This is a genomic window from Streptomyces cinnabarinus (genome assembly GCF_027270315.1).
GTDB lineage: Bacteria > Actinomycetota > Actinomycetes > Streptomycetales > Streptomycetaceae > Streptomyces > Streptomyces cinnabarinus.
In genome coordinates this window covers 3859647-3878774 of record NZ_CP114413.1, presented here as the reverse complement: position 1 = coordinate 3878774, position 19128 = coordinate 3859647, and the positions used below count along the sequence as shown (strand labels likewise).

The following is a 19128-nucleotide window of genomic DNA, read 5'->3' as shown; positions in this document are numbered from 1 at the left end:
CCCCGGACGGAAGCTCCCTCCACATGAGCCTGCACGGTCTGCTCGACGCCGTCGTCAAGGACACCGCCCTCGCGGAAGCGATCACCGCTGCCGCCGACGGCAACCGCATGCACGTCGACCTCGTCGGCCCCCCGGCGGCCCGCCCCTTCGCGGTCGCCGCCCTGGCCCGCGAGGCCGGCCGCACGGTGCTGGCGGTGACGGCGACCGGCCGGGAGGCCGAGGACCTGGCGGCCGCCCTGCGCACCCTCCTCCCGCCGGAGGGCGTCGTCGAGTACCCCTCCTGGGAGACCCTCCCGCACGAGCGCCTCAGCCCCCGCAGCGACACCGTCGGCCGTCGCCTCGCCGTCCTGCGGCGGCTTGCCCACCCGCGCCCCGACGACCCCGAGACCGGCCCGGTCTCCGTCGTCGTCGCCCCCGTGCGCTCGGTCCTCCAGCCGCAGGTCAAGGGCCTCGGCGACCTGGAACCGGTCGCCCTGCGCACCGGCCGGACCGCCGACCTGAACACCATCGTGGAGGCCCTGGCCGCCGCCGCGTACTCCCGAGTCGAGCTGGTCGAGAAGCGCGGCGAGTTCGCCGTACGCGGCGGCATCCTCGATGTGTTCCCGCCGACCGAGGAACACCCCCTGCGCATCGAGTTCTGGGGCGACGACGTCGAGGAGATCCGCTACTTCAAGGTCGCCGACCAGCGCTCCCTGGAAGTCGCCGAGCACGGCCTGTGGGCGCCGCCCTGCCGCGAGCTGCTGCTCACCGAGGACGTCCGGGCACGCGCGCGTGCCCTCGCCGAAGCGCACCCGGAGCTCGGCGAGCTGCTCGGCAAGATCGCCGAGGGGATCGCCGTGGAGGGCATGGAATCCCTGGCGCCGGTTCTCGTCGACGACATGGAGCTGCTGCTCGACGTCCTGCCCAAGGGCGCCATGGCCCTGGTCTGCGACCCGGAGCGGGTACGCACGCGTGCCGCCGATCTCGTCGCCACCAGCCAGGAGTTCCTCCAGGCGTCCTGGGCGGCCACCGCGGGCGGCGGCGAGGCGCCCATCGACGTCGGCGCGGCCTCCCTGTGGTCCATCGCGGACGTCCGCGACCGCGCGCGCGAGCTGGACATGATGTGGTGGTCGGTGTCGCCGTTCGCGGCGGACCTCGAACTGGAGGCGGACACCCTCCAGCTGGGCATGCACGCGCCCGAGACCTACCGCGGGGACACCGCCAAGGCGCTCGCCGACACCAAGGGCTGGCTCGCCGACGGCTGGCGCGCGGTCTACGTCACCGAGGCCCACGGCCCCGCGGCCCGCACCGTCGAGGTGCTCGGCGGCGAGGGCATCGCCGCCCGCCTGGACGCCGACCTGACCGCGCTCAGCCCATCCGTCGTCCATGTGGCGTGCGGCTCGATCGACTACGGCTTCGTCGACCCGGCACTGAAGCTCGCCGTCCTCACCGAGACCGACCTGTCCGGGCAGAAGGCGGCCGGCAAGGACGGCGCCCGCATGCCCGCGCGGCGCCGCAAGACCATCGACCCGCTCACGCTGGAGTCCGGCGACTACATCGTCCACGAGCAGCACGGCGTCGGCCGCTACATCGAGATGGTCCAGCGGACCGTGCAGGGCGCCACGCGCGAGTACCTCGTCGTGGAGTACGCCCCCGCCAAGCGCGGCCAGCCCGGTGACCGGCTCTACATCCCCACCGACCAGCTGGAGCAGATCACCAAGTACGTCGGCGGCGAGGCGCCCACGCTGCACCGCCTGGGCGGCGCGGACTGGACGAAGACCAAGGCCCGCGCGAAGAAGGCCGTCAAGGAGATCGCGGCCGACCTGATCAAGCTGTACAGCGCGCGGATGGCGGCGCCCGGCCACACCTTCGCGGCCGACACGCCCTGGCAGCGCGAGCTGGAGGACGCCTTCCCCTACGCGGAGACCCCGGACCAGCTCACCACCATCGCCGAGGTCAAGGAGGACATGGAGAAGTCGGTCCCGATGGACCGGCTGATCTGCGGCGATGTCGGCTACGGCAAGACGGAGATCGCGGTCCGGGCCGCCTTCAAGGCCGTGCAGGACGGCAAGCAGGCAGCCGTGCTGGTGCCGACGACCCTGCTGGTGCAGCAGCACTTCGGGACGTTCTCCGAGCGGTACTCCCAGTTCCCGGTCAACGTCCGCGCGCTCAGCCGCTTCCAGTCGGACACCGAGGCGAAGGCGGTCCTGGAGGGGCTGAAGGAGGGCTCCGTGGACGTCGTCATCGGCACCCACCGGCTGTTCTCCTCGGAGACCAAGTTCAAGGACCTCGGCCTGGTCATCGTCGACGAGGAGCAGCGCTTCGGCGTCGAGCACAAGGAGCAGCTGAAGAAGCTGCGCGCCAACGTGGACGTGCTGACGATGTCCGCGACGCCGATCCCGCGGACCCTGGAGATGGCGGTGACGGGCATCCGCGAGATGTCCACGATCACCACCCCGCCGGAGGAGCGCCACCCGGTCCTGACCTTCGTCGGCCCCTACGAGGAGAAGCAGATCGGCGCCGCCATCCGCCGTGAACTCCTGCGCGAGGGCCAGGTCTTCTACATCCACAACCGGGTCGAGTCGATCGACCGCGCGGCCGCCCGGCTCCGCGAGATCGTCCCCGAGGCGCGGATCGCGACCGCCCACGGCCAGATGTCGGAGTCGGCGCTGGAGCAGGTCGTCGTCGACTTCTGGGAGAAGAAGTTCGACGTCCTGGTCTCCACGACGATCGTCGAGTCGGGCATCGACATCTCCAACGCCAACACCCTGATCGTGGAGCGCGGCGACAACTTCGGCCTCTCCCAGCTGCACCAGCTGCGCGGCCGCGTCGGCCGTGGCCGCGAGCGCGGTTACGCCTACTTCCTGTACCCGCCGGAGAAGCCGCTCACGGAGACCGCGCACGAGCGTCTGGCGACCATCGCCCAGCACACCGAGATGGGCGCGGGCATGTACGTCGCGATGAAGGACCTGGAGATCCGCGGCGCGGGCAACCTCCTGGGCGGTGAGCAGTCCGGCCATATCGCGGGCGTCGGCTTCGACCTGTACGTCCGGATGGTCGGCGAGGCGGTGGCGGACTACCGCGCGTCCCTGGAGGGCGGCGTGGAGGAGGAGCCGCCGCTGGAGGTCAAGATCGAGCTCCCGGTCGACGCGCACGTCCCGCACGACTACGCCCCGGGCGAGCGGCTGCGCCTCCAGGCCTACCGCTCCATCGCCTCCGCCAACACCGAGGAGGACATCAAGGCCGTACGCGAGGAACTCGTCGACCGCTACGGCAAGTTGCCCGAGCCGGTGGAGAACCTCCTCCTCGTCGCGGGCCTGCGCATGCTGGCACGCGCGTGCGGGGTCGGCGAGATCGTCCTGCAGGGCACCAACATCCGCTTCGCCCCGGTGGAGCTGCGCGAGTCCCAGGAACTCCGCCTCAAGCGCCTGTACCCCGGCACGGTCATCAAGCCGGCGGTCCACCAGGTGCTGGTCCCCCGCCCGAAGACGGCGAAGGTCGGCGGCAAGCCGCTGGTCGGACGGGAACTGCTGGGCTGGGTGGGGGAGTTCCTGGCGTCGATCCTGGGGTCGTAGCGCGGCCGGGCCGGCGGCGGTGGGGCCGGCGGGGCCGAGAGCCGTGGCCGGTGCGGGCCGTGGCTCCGGTCAGTCCTCCGTGACGATGCCGCCGGTGCGGAACAGCGTCGCCGCCAAGGTCCGGAACACCTCCTCCGGGTCCCGGTCGCCCACCGGGCCGTCCAGGTTGTGGCCGAGCAGCAGCGTGGCGAAGCCGTGGGCCAGGGACCAGGCGGCGACTCCGGCGAGGCGGCTGTCGATGCCGAGGCCGTCGGGGCGTACGGCGGCGATGGCCTCGCGCAGGGCGTCCCCGGCGAGGGCGCGGGCGGTGGTGAGTTCGAGGTCGTCGGCGCGCAGCAGCCCGGGTGTGAACATCACCTGGAAGTGCGCGGGGTGCGCGCGGGCGAAGCGGACGTAGCGGACGCCCGCGTCCTTCAGGTCCTCGCCCTGCCTCAGCTCGGCCGCGAGCAGCCCGAAGCCCTCCGCCGCGATCGCCGTCAGCAGACCCGTGCGGTCCTTGAAGTGGTGCGCGGGCGCCGCGTGCGAGACCCCGGCGCGGCGGGCCAGATCGCGCAGGCTCAGCCCGGCGGGGCCGTCGTCGGCGATGACGTCGAGCGCGGCGGTGAGGATGGCGCGTCGCAGGTCACCGTGGTGGTACGGGCGTTCGGTGGACTTCTTGGCCGGTGCGGGGGTCATGCCCAGCAGCGTACGCAGAATCTAGGCATTGACAAGTTCGGGCGGCCCGGGCAATCTAGTCAGTGTCAAGTTGCGAGGCGGGGTCCAGGCACCGGCCTTCGCGGCCCGGGGTGCGAGGGGGATTCACCATGTCGACGTACGAAGAAGCAGGCGGCGGGATCGAACCGGCCCGCGTCCGTCAGCTCTGGCATCTGCTGGAGCCTCTGCATGCGGTGCTGTATTACGCGCCGGAGGTCTTCGCGGAGGCCGCCGCGCTCGGGTACGACACGCAGGAGCGCTGGCCGAGCTACTTCCCCTTCCGGGCGGCGCCGTTGGGCCCGGCCGGCGGCGAGCGGGTGACCTCCGCCTTCTACAGCTTCAGCCCCCGCATGGTCGCCGAGCACATCGACCCGGCGTGGAAGACCGCGAGCCCTGACGAGGTGCTGAGGGCGAGAGCGCGCGGGATGGACCGGGCGTACCGCGCCCTGTTCGGCGACCGCGTCGACAGTCCGGAGCTGGCGGAGGCCGCCGCCCTCGCCCGGCGCGCGGCCGAGGCGGCGAACACGGCGGGCCGCCCGCTTGCCGCGGCCAACGCCGAGTCGGACTGGCCCGAACCGCCCCACCTCCAGCTGTGGCACGCGGCGACGATCCTGCGCGAACACCGTGGCGACGGCCACCTCGCCGCGCTGCTCCTGGCCGGCCTCGACCCGGTCGAGTCGCTCGTCTCCTTCGCCGCGATAGGCGCCGCGTCCGCCGAGCGCTTCGAGAGCCGGGGCTGGAGCGCGACGCAGTGGGCGGCCGCCCGCGAACGCCTCGTCGCGCGCGGCCTGTTGCACACCGACGGCACGGCGACCGAGGCGGGCCACGCCCTGCGCCGGGACATCGAGGACCACACCGACCGCCTCGCCGCAGGACCCTGGCGCGCGCTCGCGGTCCAGGACATCGACCGACTCGCCGACCTGCTCGGCGAGTTCTGGGTCGCGGTGCTCTCCTCGGGCCTGCTGCCCTCGGAAACGACGCTGGGGATAGGCAAGGTCTGAGCCTCGGCACCCCGCGCTTCCGGGTGTGCGAAGCCGCCCGCGGGGTGGTGGGGCTCCGCGGACGGCCTCTGTTTCACGATGGTTCAGGGCGCCCGGCTGGGCGTGCGCGCCCCATGGTGGGGCGGACTGCCCGGCGGGTCTGCAGGACCGCCGTGGGTCAACGGGTTATGGCTGTTCGGGCCTGTCGCGGTCCATGCCGAGCGCGCCTTCACCTCTCCGCTGCGCGTCGTCGACCTGGCTCTCGTACTTGTTGCCCGTCTTCTCGTTGACCTGCTTCTCCGCGGTGTCGGACATGTTCTTGGCTTTGTCCTGCATTCCGCGGTGGCTCTTGAACCTGTCGAGGATGCCCATCCAGAGCTCCTTCCGGAGGCGACTCAGAACCGACGATACGCCCGTGATGCGAGGAATGCGCATTTTCCACCGATATGGCCTGGACCTCTGGGCCGCTACCGTGAGAGGAGCAATCCGGCACGCAGGGGAGGGGCGCACCGTGATGCGTCTGAGGGGCGGGGCGGCGGTCTGTGCCGCGGTACTCGGGACGGCGCTCGTGCTCACGGGCTGCGAGGACATGGGCGACCTGCCCCTGGACGACTCGGCCTCCGGCTCCACGCAAGGTTCCGAGGGGGGACGCGCTGTCAGCCCGCTGGGCAACCCCGACGGCACCGAGCCGGGCCTGGCGGCCATCACCTCGGACGCCGACCGGGCCGAGGCCCGGGCGCTGATCGAGAAGGTGGCGACCAAGGGCCGTGGTCCCAGGACCGGGTACGACCGGGACGAGTTCGGCTACGCCTGGATGGACTCCGCTCCCGGCGTCCCGTACGCCCGCAACGGCTGCGACACCCGCAACGACCTTCTGCGCCGGGACGGCGAGGAACTGCGCTTCAGGTCCGGCTCGGACTGCGTCGTGATGTCGATGCGGCTGGACGACCCGTACACCGGCCGGACCATCGACTGGACCAAGGCCCGCGCCACGGAGGTCCAGATCGACCACGTCATGCCGCTCTCCTACGACTGGCAGATGGGCGCCTCACGCTGGACCGAGGGCGAGCGCGAGGCCATCGCCAACGACCCGCTGAACCTGATGCCGGTCGACGGCCCGGCCAACAGCTCCAAGGGCGACTCGGGACCGGCCTCCTGGCTCCCCCCGAACAAGCGGATCCGATGCTCCTACGCGGTGCGCTTCGCGCAGGTCTCGCTGAAGTACGAGCTGCCTGTGACGGCACCGGACAAGCAGATGATGCTGCGCCAGTGCGGGGGCTGACACCAGCCGCAAAACGATCTGGGTCGCTGGAGCAATGGCGCGAGTGGACCGGGCTGCCCTTCGACGCCCCGGGCGACATCGAGGTGCCCGGGGCGCTGGTGCCGGTGCGCTGCGAACCGGAGCGCGGATACGCGGTGTACGTCGAGCCCAGCGTGTGGATGCGGCACGCCCGGTGGGGCGCCCGGATCAGGCGCCGAGCGCGTCCAGGTCCAGGATCTCGCCGGTGGGCTTGTCCGCCGGGACCGGCTCGTCGTAGTCGCTGAAGGTGAGCGAGCCCTCGTCCGAGGGGGTGGTGCTGACCAGCCGCAGCACATACGGCTCACCCTCGGTGGCGACGTAGAGGGTGAAGCTCTCCTTGCCGTCCTTCTCGTACAGGGTGATCGCGGGCGTGCCGTCGACCGTGGTGGTCTTGCCGCGCGTGGCGTCCGACTCGGCGTCGGTGGCACCGCCGAGGACCGTGTCCATGTCGCAGAAGTCCGCGAAGGCCTTGGCGTCCGAGCCCTTCGCGGACATCTTGGTCCACTTGCCGGCCAGCAGCGTGACCGTGGCGTCGACCTCCGCCTCGGGCGCGCCCTCGCTCTGGGCGCGCAGGAAGTCCTCGTCGTACTTCATGTAGAGGGTGTCACCGGTCTTGATCAGATCAGCGCGGCCCTCGCCGCCGATGCTCATGTTGCCGGCGCAGTCGCCCTTGCGGTCCAGGGCCATGTCCATGGTGATGGTGCCGCCGGACTCCTCGTCCGGGATGTCGCCCTTCATACGGAAGGAGTCGGCGTCGAAGGTGGCCTTCACCGCCCGGTCGGCGATCTCCCCGCCGGTCAGCCCGGCGAACGGTTCCTTCGGCTTGTCGGCCGGAGCGGACCGGTCGGACTGCCCGGCGCCGGGCTTGTCCTTGGCCTTGCCCTCGGCTTTGTCCTCGCCCTGGCAGCCGGTGACGGCCAGAGAGGCGACGGCGGTGAGGCAGAGAGCGGCAAAAGCTGTGCGACGCATGGGGGTTCCTCGGTGAAGACGGAGCGCGCGGGGCGCTGGGGGTGAGTTGACGCGGTGGGCCGCCCTCGGGGTGGGCGGCGCAGTGTCGCGGGCGGGGCGGGGCGGGGCGGGGCGGCGGGACGCCGTGGCGTCACGGCGGTGGTGCTGGGGTGCCGCGCCCCGCGCGGCGACGAATCGGCCTGGCGGCCGGATCAGACCGGTGGCCGGATCATGCGGACTTCTTCCAGTCCTGGCAGCCGGACGTCTTGAAGTAGGCGTCCGAGGCGGCGATGGTGACGACGGCCGTGCCGCTCACGTTGTTGTTGGCGATGATCGACTCGAGGGAGTGGTCGGCGTCCTTGTCGCGCTCCCAGTAGCAGGCGTCATCGGTGTTGCCGGTGGACTTGTAGGTGCCGGGGGCGATGTCGACGCCGACTCTGAGCATTCCGGCGTCGCCGGACATCTTCGAGGCCGGGGAGCCCTTGGCCTTCTCGTCGACGGCTTCCCAGTCGTTGCAGTCGCTGGACGTGAAGAGCTTGTCGGTGCCCTTGACGGTCACGTAACTCGTGCCCGTCACATTGTCGTTGGCCAGCAGCGAGTCCATCTCCCCGGAGGCGTCCTTGGCCCGCTCCCAGTAGCACATGCCGTCGGTGTTGCCGGTGGTGCGATAGGTGCCGGGCTTGATGTCCGAACCGACCTGGAAGTCCCCGTCCCCCGCGAATGCGACCTTCTTCTCGGCGACGTCCGCCGTGTCCGACTTCTTCTTCCCGTCCGTGCCACGGTCCGTGGACACCGAAGACCCCTTGCCGGTGGAGTTGTTGCCGCTGCTGTCGCTGCCGCTCCCGGCGTTCGCCGACACGGCGCCGATGACGACGATCCCCACGACGGCGCCCAGCGTGATCTTGCCCTTCATGCCCATGACTGGATCCCCTCCCCTGAGCGGCGACCGTCCCCTCCGGCGGTCGCTCGTTCGATGGGTCAATAAGAACAGAGCCTGTGAACCGAGTCAACACGATTCACGCGGTGAGTTGTGTACACGGCCGTGAATGCCTGGATCTCGCATACGTCGGTATGCTCGGCGCCACAGACCACATGCGGGGCGTAAGTCGGGGCGGCGAGGGGAGCCGGGCGGTGCAGGACAACGCGACAGAGGTGACCGCGGCCGGAATCGCACGGCTGGCCGGCGTGGGCCGGGCCGCCGTGAGCAACTGGCGGCGCCGGCACGCCGACTTCCCCAAGCCCGTGGGCGGCACCGAGACCAGCCCCTCCTTCGCACTCGCCGAGGTCGAGGACTGGCTGCGCCGCCAGGGAAAACTCGACGAAGTCCCGCTGCGGGAACGGGTCTGGCAGCAGCTCGCCGGGCAGCCCGAGGGCCCGGTCACCGCGCTCACCCACGCCGGCTGTGTCCTGCTGCTGATCCATGACCGGCCCAGGCTCTGGCTGGAGGTGAGCGCGGGCTCCGACGAACGGCTCGCGGCGATGCTCCCGGAGGCGCTGGAGCAGGTGGTCACGGCGCGGTTCGGGGTGACCTCGGCGCGACGGGGCTCGACGGCTGTGAACTCGCGCTCGGCTGTGAACTCCGCCAGCGCTGTGAACAGATCGGGTGCCGGGAACGCGGTCGACGCCCTGAACACCGCCGACGGCGTGAACGCCACCGCGAACAGCCCGGCTGTGAACACCCCGCCCACCGTTCACACGGCAGCCCTACACGCGCCGGGCGTACTCACCCCGGCGGTACACACCCCCACCGGCCCCGAAGTCCTCCCCTCCGCCCCCCTCCTCCGCGGCGCCGCCGAACTCGCCGCTGAGCTGGGCGGCGCCCGCCAGGCCTTCGAGTTCCTGCTGGGCCGGCACCTCGACGCCAACCCGCGCCAGTACACGCTCACCCCCGCCGAACTCGCCGGCCTCATGGCCGACCTGGCGGGCCCGGCCCGCACCGTCCTCGACCCGGCCTGCGGCACCGGCGCCCTCCTACGCGCCGTCGACTCCCGCCCCGAGCAGGAGCTGTACGCGCAGGACAGCGCCACCGACCTGGCCGCCGTCACCGCGCTCCGGCTCGCCCTGCGCGGCCGCGCCACCGTGCGCGCCGCCGTCGGCGACACCCTGCGCGCCGACGCGTTCCCCGCACTGAGCGCCGAGGCCGTCCTGTGCCACCCGCCGTTCAACGAGCGCAACTGGGGCCACGACGAACTCGCCTACGACCCGCGCTGGGAGTACGGCTTCCCCGCGCGCACCGAGTCCGAGCTGGCCTGGGTGCAGCACGCGCTCGCGCGCCTGAAGGACGGCGGCACCGCCGTGCTGCTCATGCCGCCCGCCGCCGCCTCCCGCCGCTCCGGCCGCCGTATCCGCGCCGACCTGCTGCGGCGCGGTGCGCTGCGCGCCGTCGTCGCGCTGCCGGTCGGCGCCGCGCCGCCGTACAACATCCCGCTCCACCTGTGGGTGCTGCGGCGGCCCGACAAGGCGCCGGCGCAGCCCGAGGTGCTGCTCGCGGATGCCGGGCAGTTCGCGACGGAGGGACGCGGCGGGCCCGACTGGCGGGCCGTGCGGGACGCCGTGCTCGACGCCTGGCGGGTCTTCGACCGGACCGGCACCCTCGACGAGCGGCCGGGCCTCGCCCGCGCGTTGCCCGTCATCGACCTGCTCGACGACGACGTCGATCTCGCCCCGGCGCGCCATCTGCCGCCCGCCACCGCGGCCGACGGCGCCGAGGCGCTCACGGCGGTCCGCGAGCGCCTGGGGGAGACGCTGGGGCTCGCCGGCACGCTCACGCCCCCGCCCCCCGCCGGTACGCGCCCCGTGCGCTGGCCGCTCACCACCGTCGGCGAACTCGCGCGCGGGGGCGCCCTGGTGCTGCGTACCGGCGGGAACGGCGGCCACGCGCGCGTACCCGTGCTCACCGACCATGACGTCCTCGCCGGGACGGCACCCTCGGGAACGCTGCCCGAGAGCGACGAGGAGCCGGTGCTGACCGAGCCGGGCGATGTCGTCGTGCCGGTGCTCGGCGGCGGTTCGGTGGCGCGCGTGATCGACGACGCGACGGGGGGCGCCGCCCTGGGGCGCAACCTCGTGCTCCTGCGCCCCGATCGCACGGCGCTCGACGCGTGGTTCCTCGCCGGGTTCCTGCGCGGCACCGCCAACAACCGCCAGGCCAGCAGTTATGCCTCCACGGCCACGCGCCTGGACGTGCGCCGCCTCCAGCTGCCCCGGCTCCCGCTCGACGAACAACGGCGCTACGGCGCGCGCTTCCGCGCACTCGACGAATTCGAGCGGGCGCTCAGGCACGCGAGCCGGCTCGGGGACCAGCTCGTGCGCGGGATGTACGACGGCCTGACCGACGGGACGGTCGCGCCGGACTGAGCCGGGAAGTGATCAGTACAACAACGGTTCGGTACAACCCGGGACCGGTTGTCCGTGTCGGCCTATACGCTCGAACTCTGTCATTCGCTCGTCCGTCCCCATCGGCCCACCGGTCCAGGAGCAGTCATGTACGGCCACGGCGCGGCGCCGCCCACCCGCAGCGCGGCAACCGTCATCTCCCTGCGCGTGCTGTTCGCCGCCGCCGGCTTCCTGTCCTGCGGGATCCTCGCGTGCGTGCCGCTGTTCCGGGTGGCCATCCTGCGCGGGCGGTGGCCGGACTGGCTGCTGGCGTGGGTGAGCCTGCCGGTGTCCATCGCGTGTTTCGCGGTGGTCGGTTCGGTGCCGGAGTCGGACCCGCGCTCGGACGTCGCGCTGGGCCTGGTTCTGCTGCTCGGGGCGTTCAGCGCCGTGTACTTCCTGGTGATGGACATCCGCCACCACAACGCGCTCAGCCGGCAGTACGGCGGCGGGTACGCCCAGGCGCACGCCACCACGGTCCACGCCCCGAACGGCCCGGCGGGCTACGGCTATCCGCAGCCGCCGTCGCCGTACACGACCGCGCCCGTGCAGCCGCCCCCGGCGCAGCAGCCGCCCGCGCCGATCCCGCACACCCCGGTTCCCCACCCGCCGCTGCCGCAGGACGCTGCGCCCCCCGGCCCGGCGCCGACGCCCCCGCCGCCGCAGCGGCCCGCGCCCGCGCGTATCGACCAGGTGCGGGCCGAGCTCGACGAGCTCAGTGACTATCTGCGCCACCACGACGGCCGCGGCGGCGGCGGTCACGAGGGCGGAAGGTGACCGTGACGACAGGGCGTGTCGTCGCCGGCCGTTATGAACTGTCCACGCTCATCGGACAGGGAGGCATGGGCCAGGTCTGGACGGCGTACGACCAGCGGCTGGACCGGCGCGTGGCGGTGAAGCTGCTGCGCCCGGACAAGGTGGCGGGGCAGGAGGCGGAGGAGCTGCGCCGCCGGTTCGTGCGTGAGTGTCGGGTGACCGCGCAGGTCGACCACCCCGGTCTGGTCACCGTGCACGACGCGGGCAGCGAGGGCGAGGAGCTGTTCCTCGTCATGCAGTACGTCGATGGCGCGGACCTCTCCGACCATCTCGCCGAGCACGACCCGTACCCCTGGCAGTGGGCGGTCGCGGTCGCCGCGCAACTGTGCGCCGTGCTGAGCGCCGTGCACGCCGTGCCGATCGTCCACCGCGACCTCAAGCCGCGGAACGTGATGGTGAAGCAGGACGGCACGGTCACCGTGCTCGACCTCGGCGTCGCTTCCGTCATGGACGCCGACACCACCCGTCTCACCCACACCGGTACCCCCATCGGCTCGCCCGCGTACATGGCGCCCGAGCAGGCCATGGGCGGCGCGGTCGGCCCGTACACCGACCTGTACGCGCTCGGTGTGCTCCTCCACGAACTGCTCAGCGGTGACGTGCCGTTCTCCGGCTCCACGGCGCTCGGCGTGCTGCACCGGCATCTGTACGAGCCCCCGCTGCCCGTGCGCCGGATGCGCCCCGAGGTGCCCGAGGGGCTCGAAGCGCTGGTCCTGCGCCTGCTCGCCAAGGACCCGCAGCACCGCCCGGCGTCCGCGCAGGAGGTGTACGAGGACCTGGCGCAGCTCCTGCCCGCGCGCGGGACGCCCACCGGGGCGCCCCTCGACCCCACGCGCCCCTTCCTGCGCCCGCACGCCCCCTGGCCGGACCGCGCGCGGACCCCCGCGCCCCAGCCCGCTCCCGTCACGCCCGTCACCCCGGTCGCCGAGAAGCCGGACGTCGCCCGCGCCGTCGACGAGGTCAAGCGCCTGCTCGGCGAGGGCCGCATCACCCAGGCCGTCGACATCCTCGGCGCGATCCTCCCGGTCGCCGCAGAGCAGCACGGCGAGCACTCCCCCGTGGTGCGCACCCTGCGCAAGCAGTACGCGGCCACGCTCATGGACGATGGCCAGTACCGGCGCGCGCTCCCGGTCCTGCGCTCCCTGGCCGCCGAACGCGCCGCCGAGGCGGGTCACGCCGACCCCCAGTCCCTGCGCTTCCGCTACGACGCGGCCCAGTGCCTGGAGCAGCTCGGCGACCCGGCGGCGGCGCTCAGCGAGTACCGCTCGCTGCTGCCGTACTACGAGAACCAGTACGTGGCCGGCGACCCCGAGCTCGCGCACGACGTCCGCCGCCGTATCGGCCATCTCCTGCTCGCCCTCGGCGACCGGGTCGCCGCCCACGACACGCTCGTACGCCTGCTGCACGACGTGGAGCGCCTCAACGGCCCCGGTCACCCCCTGGCGGCGGACATCCGGCGGACGCTCCAGTGGCTGGGGCAGATGCGTGGCTAGCGAGGACGGGCGCCCGGATCCCGCAGGCCGGGAGGCGATCGAGCGGATCATCGCCCCGCTGGACGCGAACATGCCCGAGGCCGGGGACTTCGGCTTCGAGGCGATCCAGCGGATGGGCAACCCGGTGCCGATGCTCGTGCAGAACGACGGCGCCCAGTGGCTGAAGCTCCGGCTGGAGCCGTTCGGGCAGGACTACTGGCTGGAGCCGGGCGAGGCGGTGCACGTGACCTCGTACGGGGTGTGGAACGACCACCCGTTCGAGACGGTCCATGAGCCGGGCTGTCTGACCGTCTGGGCCACGTCCTGGTTCGCCACCGTCTCCGACCGCGACGGCAACGAGTTCCCTCCCGGCGCCAGGGGCGAGGCCCGCGGCTAGCGTGCCGGTGCCCGAAGTCCTGGTGAATCGTTGGTCGAATGGGTTGGCCAGAGCTTGGCCACTGCCTACCATCGATCATCGCAAGACTTTGTGCACCGTCGCACAAGCTCCTCGGGAGGTTTCCTTGCACCGCCGCAATCGCCGCCGTCGCACCGCGCTCCTCCTCTCCGCCGCCATCGCGGCGGCGCCTCTTCTCACCGCCTGCGGAAACGATGCGCATCCCGGCGCGGCAGCCGTCGTCGGCGACCAGCGGATCACCGTCTCCCAGCTGGAGAACAGGGTGAACGAGGTGCGCGCGGCGCAGCGCGCGGCCGTGGGGGACGAGGCGCAGTACGCCCAGGCCGTGGCCCGGACCGGCAGCCTCACCCGCGACACCCTGCACGGCATGGTCCTGGACCGGGTGCTGCACCAGGCCGCCGAGGACGCCGGCGTCACCGTCAGCCGCAAGGAGATCCAGCAGATGCGCAGCGGCCTGGAACAGCAGGCCGGCGGCGCCGAGGCGCTGGAGACGGCCTGGCTCCAGGAGTACGGCGTCGCCCCGGAGCGTCTGGACGAGAACCTCCGGCTCCAGCTGGAGGCCCAGAAGCTCGCCGCCGCGCTCGGCACCGACACCAGCCGCCCGGAGTTCTGGAAGGCCCTGTCGGAGGCCTCCGAGAAGCTCGACGTCGACCTCAACCCGCGCTACGGCACCTGGGACGTCGAGAAGAGCAGCCGTGTGGACGCCAAGACGCCATGGGTGCGCGAGGTGACGGCGGCGGGGGCGCAGCAGCCGGCGTAGGAGGGGGAGGAGCGCGGGCCGCGGCGCAGGGCTGGGGACTCCCGGCGGTGGACTCCGGGCGGTGGCCGATGGTCGACGGATGCGGTCATACGATCACACCCGCCACCCCCACCTGTGGATAACCACACCGACCCCGTCCCACCCGTGCGTTAGCTTCGAACCGTGAACACCACCAGCCCCGAAGCCGCCCCGGCCGCCCCCGGCCGGATCGTCCTGCTCACCACCAGCCACCGCGTCGCCCCCGGCCTGCTGTCCTGGCCGGCCTGGGAGGTGCTGCGCTCCGCCGACAGCGTGCTGTGCGCGGACGGCGCGCACCCCCAGCTGCCGTATCTGCGCGAGGCCGGGATACGGGTGGCCGAGGCGTCCCCGACCGCCGAGGAACTGGTCGGCGCCTGCGCCGGCGGCCGCACCGTCGTGGTCGTCGCGACCGGCGAGGGCGAACCGGCACTGACCGACGGCCTCGCCCGCCTCGCCGGCTCCGGCCGGGTCAGCATGCCGGAGCTGGAGCTGCTCCCCGCCTCCTACGACCTGCCGGGCGCCCGGCTGCTCGACCTCGTCCAGGTCATGGACCGCATCCGCGCCGAATGCCCCTGGTCCTCGCAGCAGACCCACAAGGGGCTGGCCAAGTACGGCATCGAGGAGGCGTACGAACTCGTCGAGGCGATCGAGGAGGGGGACCGCGACGAACTGCGCGAGGAACTGGGGGACGTACTCCTCCAGGTGGTCTTCCACGCCCGTATCGCCGAGGAGGACCCCGACGCCCCCTTCTCCATCGACGATGTCGCGGGCACCATCGTCACCAAGCTGATCCACCGCCACCCGCATGTGTTCGGGGACGAGACGGCCAGTACCCCCGAGGAGGTCAAGGCGCACTGGCTGCGCACCAAGGCCGAGGAGAAGAGAAGGGAGTCGGTCACCGACGGCGTCCCGCTCGGCCAGCCCGGTCTCGCCCTCGCGGCGAAGCTGGCCTCCCGGGTCAGAACGGCCGGACTGGACGTCCCCCTGCCGCGGACCGACGGCATCGGCTACGAGCTGCTCGCCCTGGCGGTGCGCGCCGAGGCCGAGGGCGTCGACCCGGAGGCGGCGCTCAGGGCCGCGGGACGCGCGTACCGGGACGCCGTGCGGGCTGCCGAGGGCCTGGAAGGTTAGTACGGTTACCCACAGGGCTGGCTCTGGGGCACGGGGGCTTGTATGTCGGGCGTGTTGGACGATCTGGCGGCTGCGGCGGCCGGGGTTCTGGTGTCGTCGATGGGCGACGAGGACTGGGAGGAGCGGGCCAAACCGGCGTTCGTCGGGATCTACGAGCAGGCCATGCATCAGGACGTGGGTCCGATGCTGGAGGGCCACCGGAGCGAGATGCGCGGCGGGACACTGTCCCCGCGGGACGCGGCTCACATCTGGAAGGACAAGATCCGTGAGGCGTTCAGGAAGGCGATCATCGCCGGGGAGATCGACCGGTTCATAAAGGACTTCCGGCAGATCACCCTCACCTCCTGCCCCTCCTGCGCGGGCCCGGTGGAGCTCCACGACATCTACTGCGGGGGGTGCGGTGACGTCCTGGGTGCCCCCGCCCCCGCCCCACCCGCCCCTGCACCCGCTCCCACCCCCACCCCGGTGAGCGTCCCCGTCTCGATCTCCCCGGACTCCCTCTCCGCCCAGCTCATCCCGGGCCTCGCCCCCACCCCGTTCCCCCAGGACCACGTCGACTTCCGGCAGGCCAGCTTCAACGCCCCCGTCATCGGCGTCCAGAACAACTACGGCGCCATGGGCCCCGCGCCCGCGGACGGCTGGCCCCGGCTCGGCGAGTTACGGCGGCGCGCGCTGGGCATACGGCCCGTCAGTTCCTTCGGGGACGAGCCAGCGCTGCCGCCGTACATCCCGCGGGACCGGGACGCGGAACTCGACCGGCTGGTCGCGCAGGGGCTGTGGGAGGGCGGTCTGGTCGTCGTCACCGGTGAGCCGCTGGCCGGGAAGACGGCCACTGCCTGGGCCGCGCTGCATCGCAAGGCCGACGACCACACCCGGCTCTTCAACGCCCACGCCGGGACGGATCTGCGCGAGCTGCCCGCGGCCCTGCGCGGACGGGATCCCTCCGGCACACATGTGGTGTGGCTCGACGACCTGGAGCGCCATTTCGACGAACGGGGCCTGGTGGCGGGGCCGTTGGCGCAGCTCGCGCATGAGGGCGTGCTGGTGCTGGCGACGATGCGGGACGCGGCGTACGAGGCGCACCGCTTCGGGGACCATCCGACGGCGCATGCGCTGCGCGGTGCCCGCACGGTGGATCTGACCTGTGAGTGGAGCGCGGCCGAGCTCGCGCGGCTCGCGCAGTCGGACGACCCGCGACTGGTGGACGCGGTGCGATGGCGGGGCGAGCTGGGGGTCACTCAGTTCCTGTCCATGGGACCGGAGTTGTGGGAGGAGTGGCGTCGGGCGAGTCGGCCCGGCGGGCGGTGGAGCGGCCAGCTGCTGGTGCGGGCGGCCATCGACGCGGCCCGCTGCGGAGCCACCAGCGGGCTCTCGGCCGAGGCGTGGGAGTTCTTGATCAACGATCGTCAGATCTACGGGGGCGGCACCACCCTGGACATCCCGGTCCCGCCGGACGATCTGGAGTGGGCGTCCAGACCCCGGCTGGGTGTCGCCGGGCTGCTGGTGCCCGGTGCGGAGGAGGGCACCTGGCGGGCGTGCGGGACGCTGGTCGCGGACGCGATCCGCTGCCCGGACCTGCCGCCCTTCACCCCGCATCTGTGGGGGTCCATGGCCTGGATGGCGGGGAAGTACGACCTGCCCGAGCGCGCCGAGGTGTCCCGGGCGGCCCGGGACGCCGTGCGGGTCGACGCCGAGGCGGGCGACTCCACGGCGCCGGTGATCCTCGGCGTCCTGTCGACCTGGGCGGGTAACGCCCCCGAAGCACGGTACTGGTGGGGCAGGGTCGCGGAGGAGAACGACCGCGAGGCGCACATGCTCGGGCGGTATCTCCTGCTCGAACAGGGCGAGCTGACCGAAGCACTGCCGCACATCCAGAGAGCGGCCGAGGCGGGCAACCCCGAACCCGCGCAGGAACTCGGGTTCCTTCTGCTGGCGCGCGCCCAGCACTGGCTCTCGGTGGCGGCGGAGAACGGCAACGCCTCGGCGGCGGAGGTCCTCCCCGTGCTGATGAAGACGCTCCGGGACGAGAACCTCCAGGCCGCCCTGGCGCGGCACCGGACCCCCGCCACGACGCCGCCCACCATCCCCGGCCCTCCGCTGTCGTCCGAGCGCGCCATCGCCGTCGCCCTCGACACGCTCCTCGGCCGTCGCCCCGACCTGACACACGAAGCGAGCCCCGCCACCCCGCCGGATACCGTCAAGGAGTGACCGACCACCCCACCCCCGCGCCGCACGCGGCCACCCCCGTCCCGGCGGCCTCCCCGGCCCCCGACCTCTTCACCTGGGAGTTCGCCGCCGACCCCTACCCCGCCTACGCCTGGCTGCGCGAGCACGCCCCCGTGCACCGGACCACGCTGCCCAGCGGGGTGGAGGCCTGGCTGGTCACGCGTCACGCCGATGCCAAGCAGGCCCTGGCCGACCAGCGGCTCAGCAAGAACCCCGCGCATCACGCCGAGCCCGCGCACGCCAAGGGCAAGACCGGTATCCCCGGTGAGCGCAAGGCCGAGCTGATGACGCATCTGCTCAACATCGACCCGCCGGACCACACCCGGCTGCGACGGCTCGTCAGCAAGGCGTTCACGCCCCGCCGGGTCGCGGAGTTCGCGCCCCGGGTGCAGGAGCTGACCGACCAGCTGATCGACCGGTTCGCCGCGGAGGGCAGCGCCGACCTCATCCATGAGTTCGCCTTCCCGCTCCCCATCTACGCGATCTGCGATCTGCTCGGTGTGCCCCGCGAGGACCAGGACGACTTCCGGGACTGGGCGGGCATGATGATCCGCCACCAGGGCGGCCCGCGGGGCGGGGTCGCGCGGTCGGTGAAGAAGATGCGCGGCTATCTCGCCGACCTCATCCACCGCAAGCGCGAGGCGCTGCCCGCCGAACCCGCCCCCGGCGAGGATCTGATCTCGGGCCTGATCCGGGCCTCCGACCACGGCGAGCACCTCACCGAGAACGAGGCCGCCGCCATGGCCTTCATCCTGCTGTTCGCGGGGTTCGAGACCACCGTGAACCTCATCGGCAACGGCACCTACGCCCTGCTCACCCACCCCGAACAACGGACCCGCCTCCAGGAGTCGCTGGCCGCCGAGGACACCGCCCTGCTCGAAACCGGCGTGGAGGAACTCCTGCGCTACGACGGCCCGGTCGAGCTGGCCACCTGGCGGTTCGCCACCCGGCCCCTGACCATCGGCGGCCAGGACATCGCCCCCGGTGACCCGGTGCTCGTCGTCCTCGCCGCCGCCGACCGGGACCCGGAGCGGTTCGCCGACCCCGATCGCCTCGACCTCGCCCGCCGCGACAACCAGCACCTCGGCTACGGCCACGGCATCCACTACTGCCTGGGCGCCCCGCTCGCCCGTCTGGAGGGCCAGACCGCGCTGGCCACCCTCCTCACCCGCCTCCCGGACCTCCGGCTCGCGGCGGAACCGGCCGAGCTGCGCTGGCGCGGCGGCCTCATCATGCGCGGACTGCGCACCCTGCCGGTCGAGTTCACACCGGGCCGCTGACAACTCCAGCGCGTAGCAAGTCAGAGGCGAGCCGTATCCGACACAAACGTGACACACCCTCAAGTCCGTGATCTTCACGTGATCTGTGCGGCATTAACTTGTGACAAGTGATCGTCTGCCGATACGTTCACTCGACAGCGCGGCGCCTCGCCTCACCGGT

General features: G+C 72.5%; 15 protein-coding genes and 1 pseudogene. 12 read left to right on the top strand and 4 right to left on the bottom strand.

From position 1 onward, the window contains the following. Positions 1-23: 23 nt before the first annotated feature. Positions 24-3554: a transcription-repair coupling factor gene (gene mfd, locus STRCI_RS17355; protein ID WP_269659860.1), complete on the top strand. Its 3531-nt coding sequence runs from the start codon at positions 24-26 to the stop codon at positions 3552-3554. Between the two features lie 69 nt (positions 3555-3623). Here mfd and STRCI_RS17350 read toward each other — a convergent pair whose 3' ends face one another. Beyond that, positions 3624-4229 (bottom strand): TetR/AcrR family transcriptional regulator, encoded by a 606-nt coding sequence (locus STRCI_RS17350; RefSeq protein ID WP_269659859.1) that lies wholly within the window; start codon positions 4227-4229, stop codon positions 3624-3626. Positions 4230-4357: 128 nt separating this feature from the next. On the opposite strand from STRCI_RS17350, the gene STRCI_RS17345 reads away from it, so the two are divergent. Further along, entirely contained in the window at positions 4358-5248 is an 891-nt protein-coding gene (locus STRCI_RS17345; protein ID WP_269659858.1) for an SCO6745 family protein, read from the top strand. 165 nt (positions 5249-5413) lie between these two features. Here STRCI_RS17345 and STRCI_RS17340 read toward each other — a convergent pair whose 3' ends face one another. Beyond that, positions 5414-5599 (bottom strand): Rv0909 family putative TA system antitoxin, encoded by a 186-nt coding sequence (locus STRCI_RS17340; RefSeq protein ID WP_269659857.1) that lies wholly within the window; start codon positions 5597-5599, stop codon positions 5414-5416. A gap of 142 nt (positions 5600-5741) precedes the next feature. Here STRCI_RS17340 and STRCI_RS17335 point away from each other — a divergent pair, with 142 nt between their 5' ends. Both STRCI_RS17335 and STRCI_RS43550 read left to right on the top strand, forming a co-directional pair. Beyond that, entirely contained in the window at positions 5742-6509 is a 768-nt protein-coding gene (locus STRCI_RS17335; protein ID WP_269664571.1) for an HNH endonuclease family protein, read from the top strand. Between the two features lie 17 nt (positions 6510-6526). Then, positions 6527-6676: pseudogene (locus STRCI_RS43550) on the top strand (N-acetyltransferase); the annotation flags it as partial. A gap of 19 nt (positions 6677-6695) precedes the next feature. Here the strand turns inward: STRCI_RS43550 and STRCI_RS17325 are convergent. Together STRCI_RS17325 and STRCI_RS17320 are read right to left on the bottom strand one after the other, a co-directional pair. Further along, positions 6696-7496, bottom strand: coding sequence for a hypothetical protein (locus tag STRCI_RS17325; protein WP_269659856.1), 801 nt, complete (start codon positions 7494-7496; stop codon positions 6696-6698). Between the two features lie 208 nt (positions 7497-7704). Continuing rightward, positions 7705-8394 carry a hypothetical protein gene (locus STRCI_RS17320; protein ID WP_269659855.1) on the bottom strand — a complete coding sequence of 230 codons (690 nt, stop codon included), beginning with the start codon at positions 8392-8394 and terminating at the stop codon, positions 7705-7707. Positions 8395-8606: 212 nt separating this feature from the next. On the opposite strand from STRCI_RS17320, the gene STRCI_RS17315 reads away from it, so the two are divergent. The 8 genes from STRCI_RS17315 (at position 8607) to STRCI_RS17280 (ending at position 18968) form a co-directional block, all read left to right on the top strand. Then, a complete protein-coding gene (locus STRCI_RS17315) occupies positions 8607-10832 on the top strand; it encodes an N-6 DNA methylase (RefSeq protein WP_269659854.1) in 2226 nt (741 codons plus the stop codon). Positions 10833-10958: 126 nt separating this feature from the next. Beyond that, positions 10959-11627, top strand: coding sequence for a hypothetical protein (locus STRCI_RS17310; RefSeq protein ID WP_269659853.1), 669 nt, complete (start codon positions 10959-10961; stop codon positions 11625-11627). A gap of 38 nt (positions 11628-11665) precedes the next feature. Beyond that, positions 11666-13159, top strand: a complete 1494-nt coding sequence (locus STRCI_RS17305) for a serine/threonine-protein kinase (protein WP_269664570.1) — start codon at positions 11666-11668, stop codon at positions 13157-13159. After that, the gene (locus STRCI_RS17300) at positions 13152-13535 is read left to right on the top strand and encodes a hypothetical protein (RefSeq protein WP_269659852.1); all 384 of its coding nucleotides are present in this window, start codon (positions 13152-13154) and stop codon (positions 13533-13535) included. Before STRCI_RS17305 ends, STRCI_RS17300 begins: the two co-directional genes overlap by 8 nt. A gap of 124 nt (positions 13536-13659) precedes the next feature. Continuing rightward, the gene (locus STRCI_RS17295) at positions 13660-14313 is read left to right on the top strand and encodes a SurA N-terminal domain-containing protein (protein WP_269659851.1); all 654 of its coding nucleotides are present in this window, start codon (positions 13660-13662) and stop codon (positions 14311-14313) included. Positions 14314-14475: 162 nt separating this feature from the next. Beyond that, the gene (locus STRCI_RS17290; protein WP_269659850.1) at positions 14476-15462 is read left to right on the top strand and encodes a nucleoside triphosphate pyrophosphohydrolase; all 987 of its coding nucleotides are present in this window, start codon (positions 14476-14478) and stop codon (positions 15460-15462) included. A 42-nt stretch (positions 15463-15504) separates the two neighbouring features. Then, positions 15505-17670, top strand: coding sequence for a hypothetical protein (locus tag STRCI_RS17285; protein ID WP_269659849.1), 2166 nt, complete (start codon positions 15505-15507; stop codon positions 17668-17670). Next, positions 17667-18968 carry a cytochrome P450 family protein gene (locus STRCI_RS17280; RefSeq protein ID WP_269659848.1) on the top strand — a complete coding sequence of 434 codons (1302 nt, stop codon included), beginning with the start codon at positions 17667-17669 and terminating at the stop codon, positions 18966-18968. Before STRCI_RS17285 ends, STRCI_RS17280 begins: the two co-directional genes overlap by 4 nt. Positions 18969-19128: the final 160 nt, after the last annotated feature.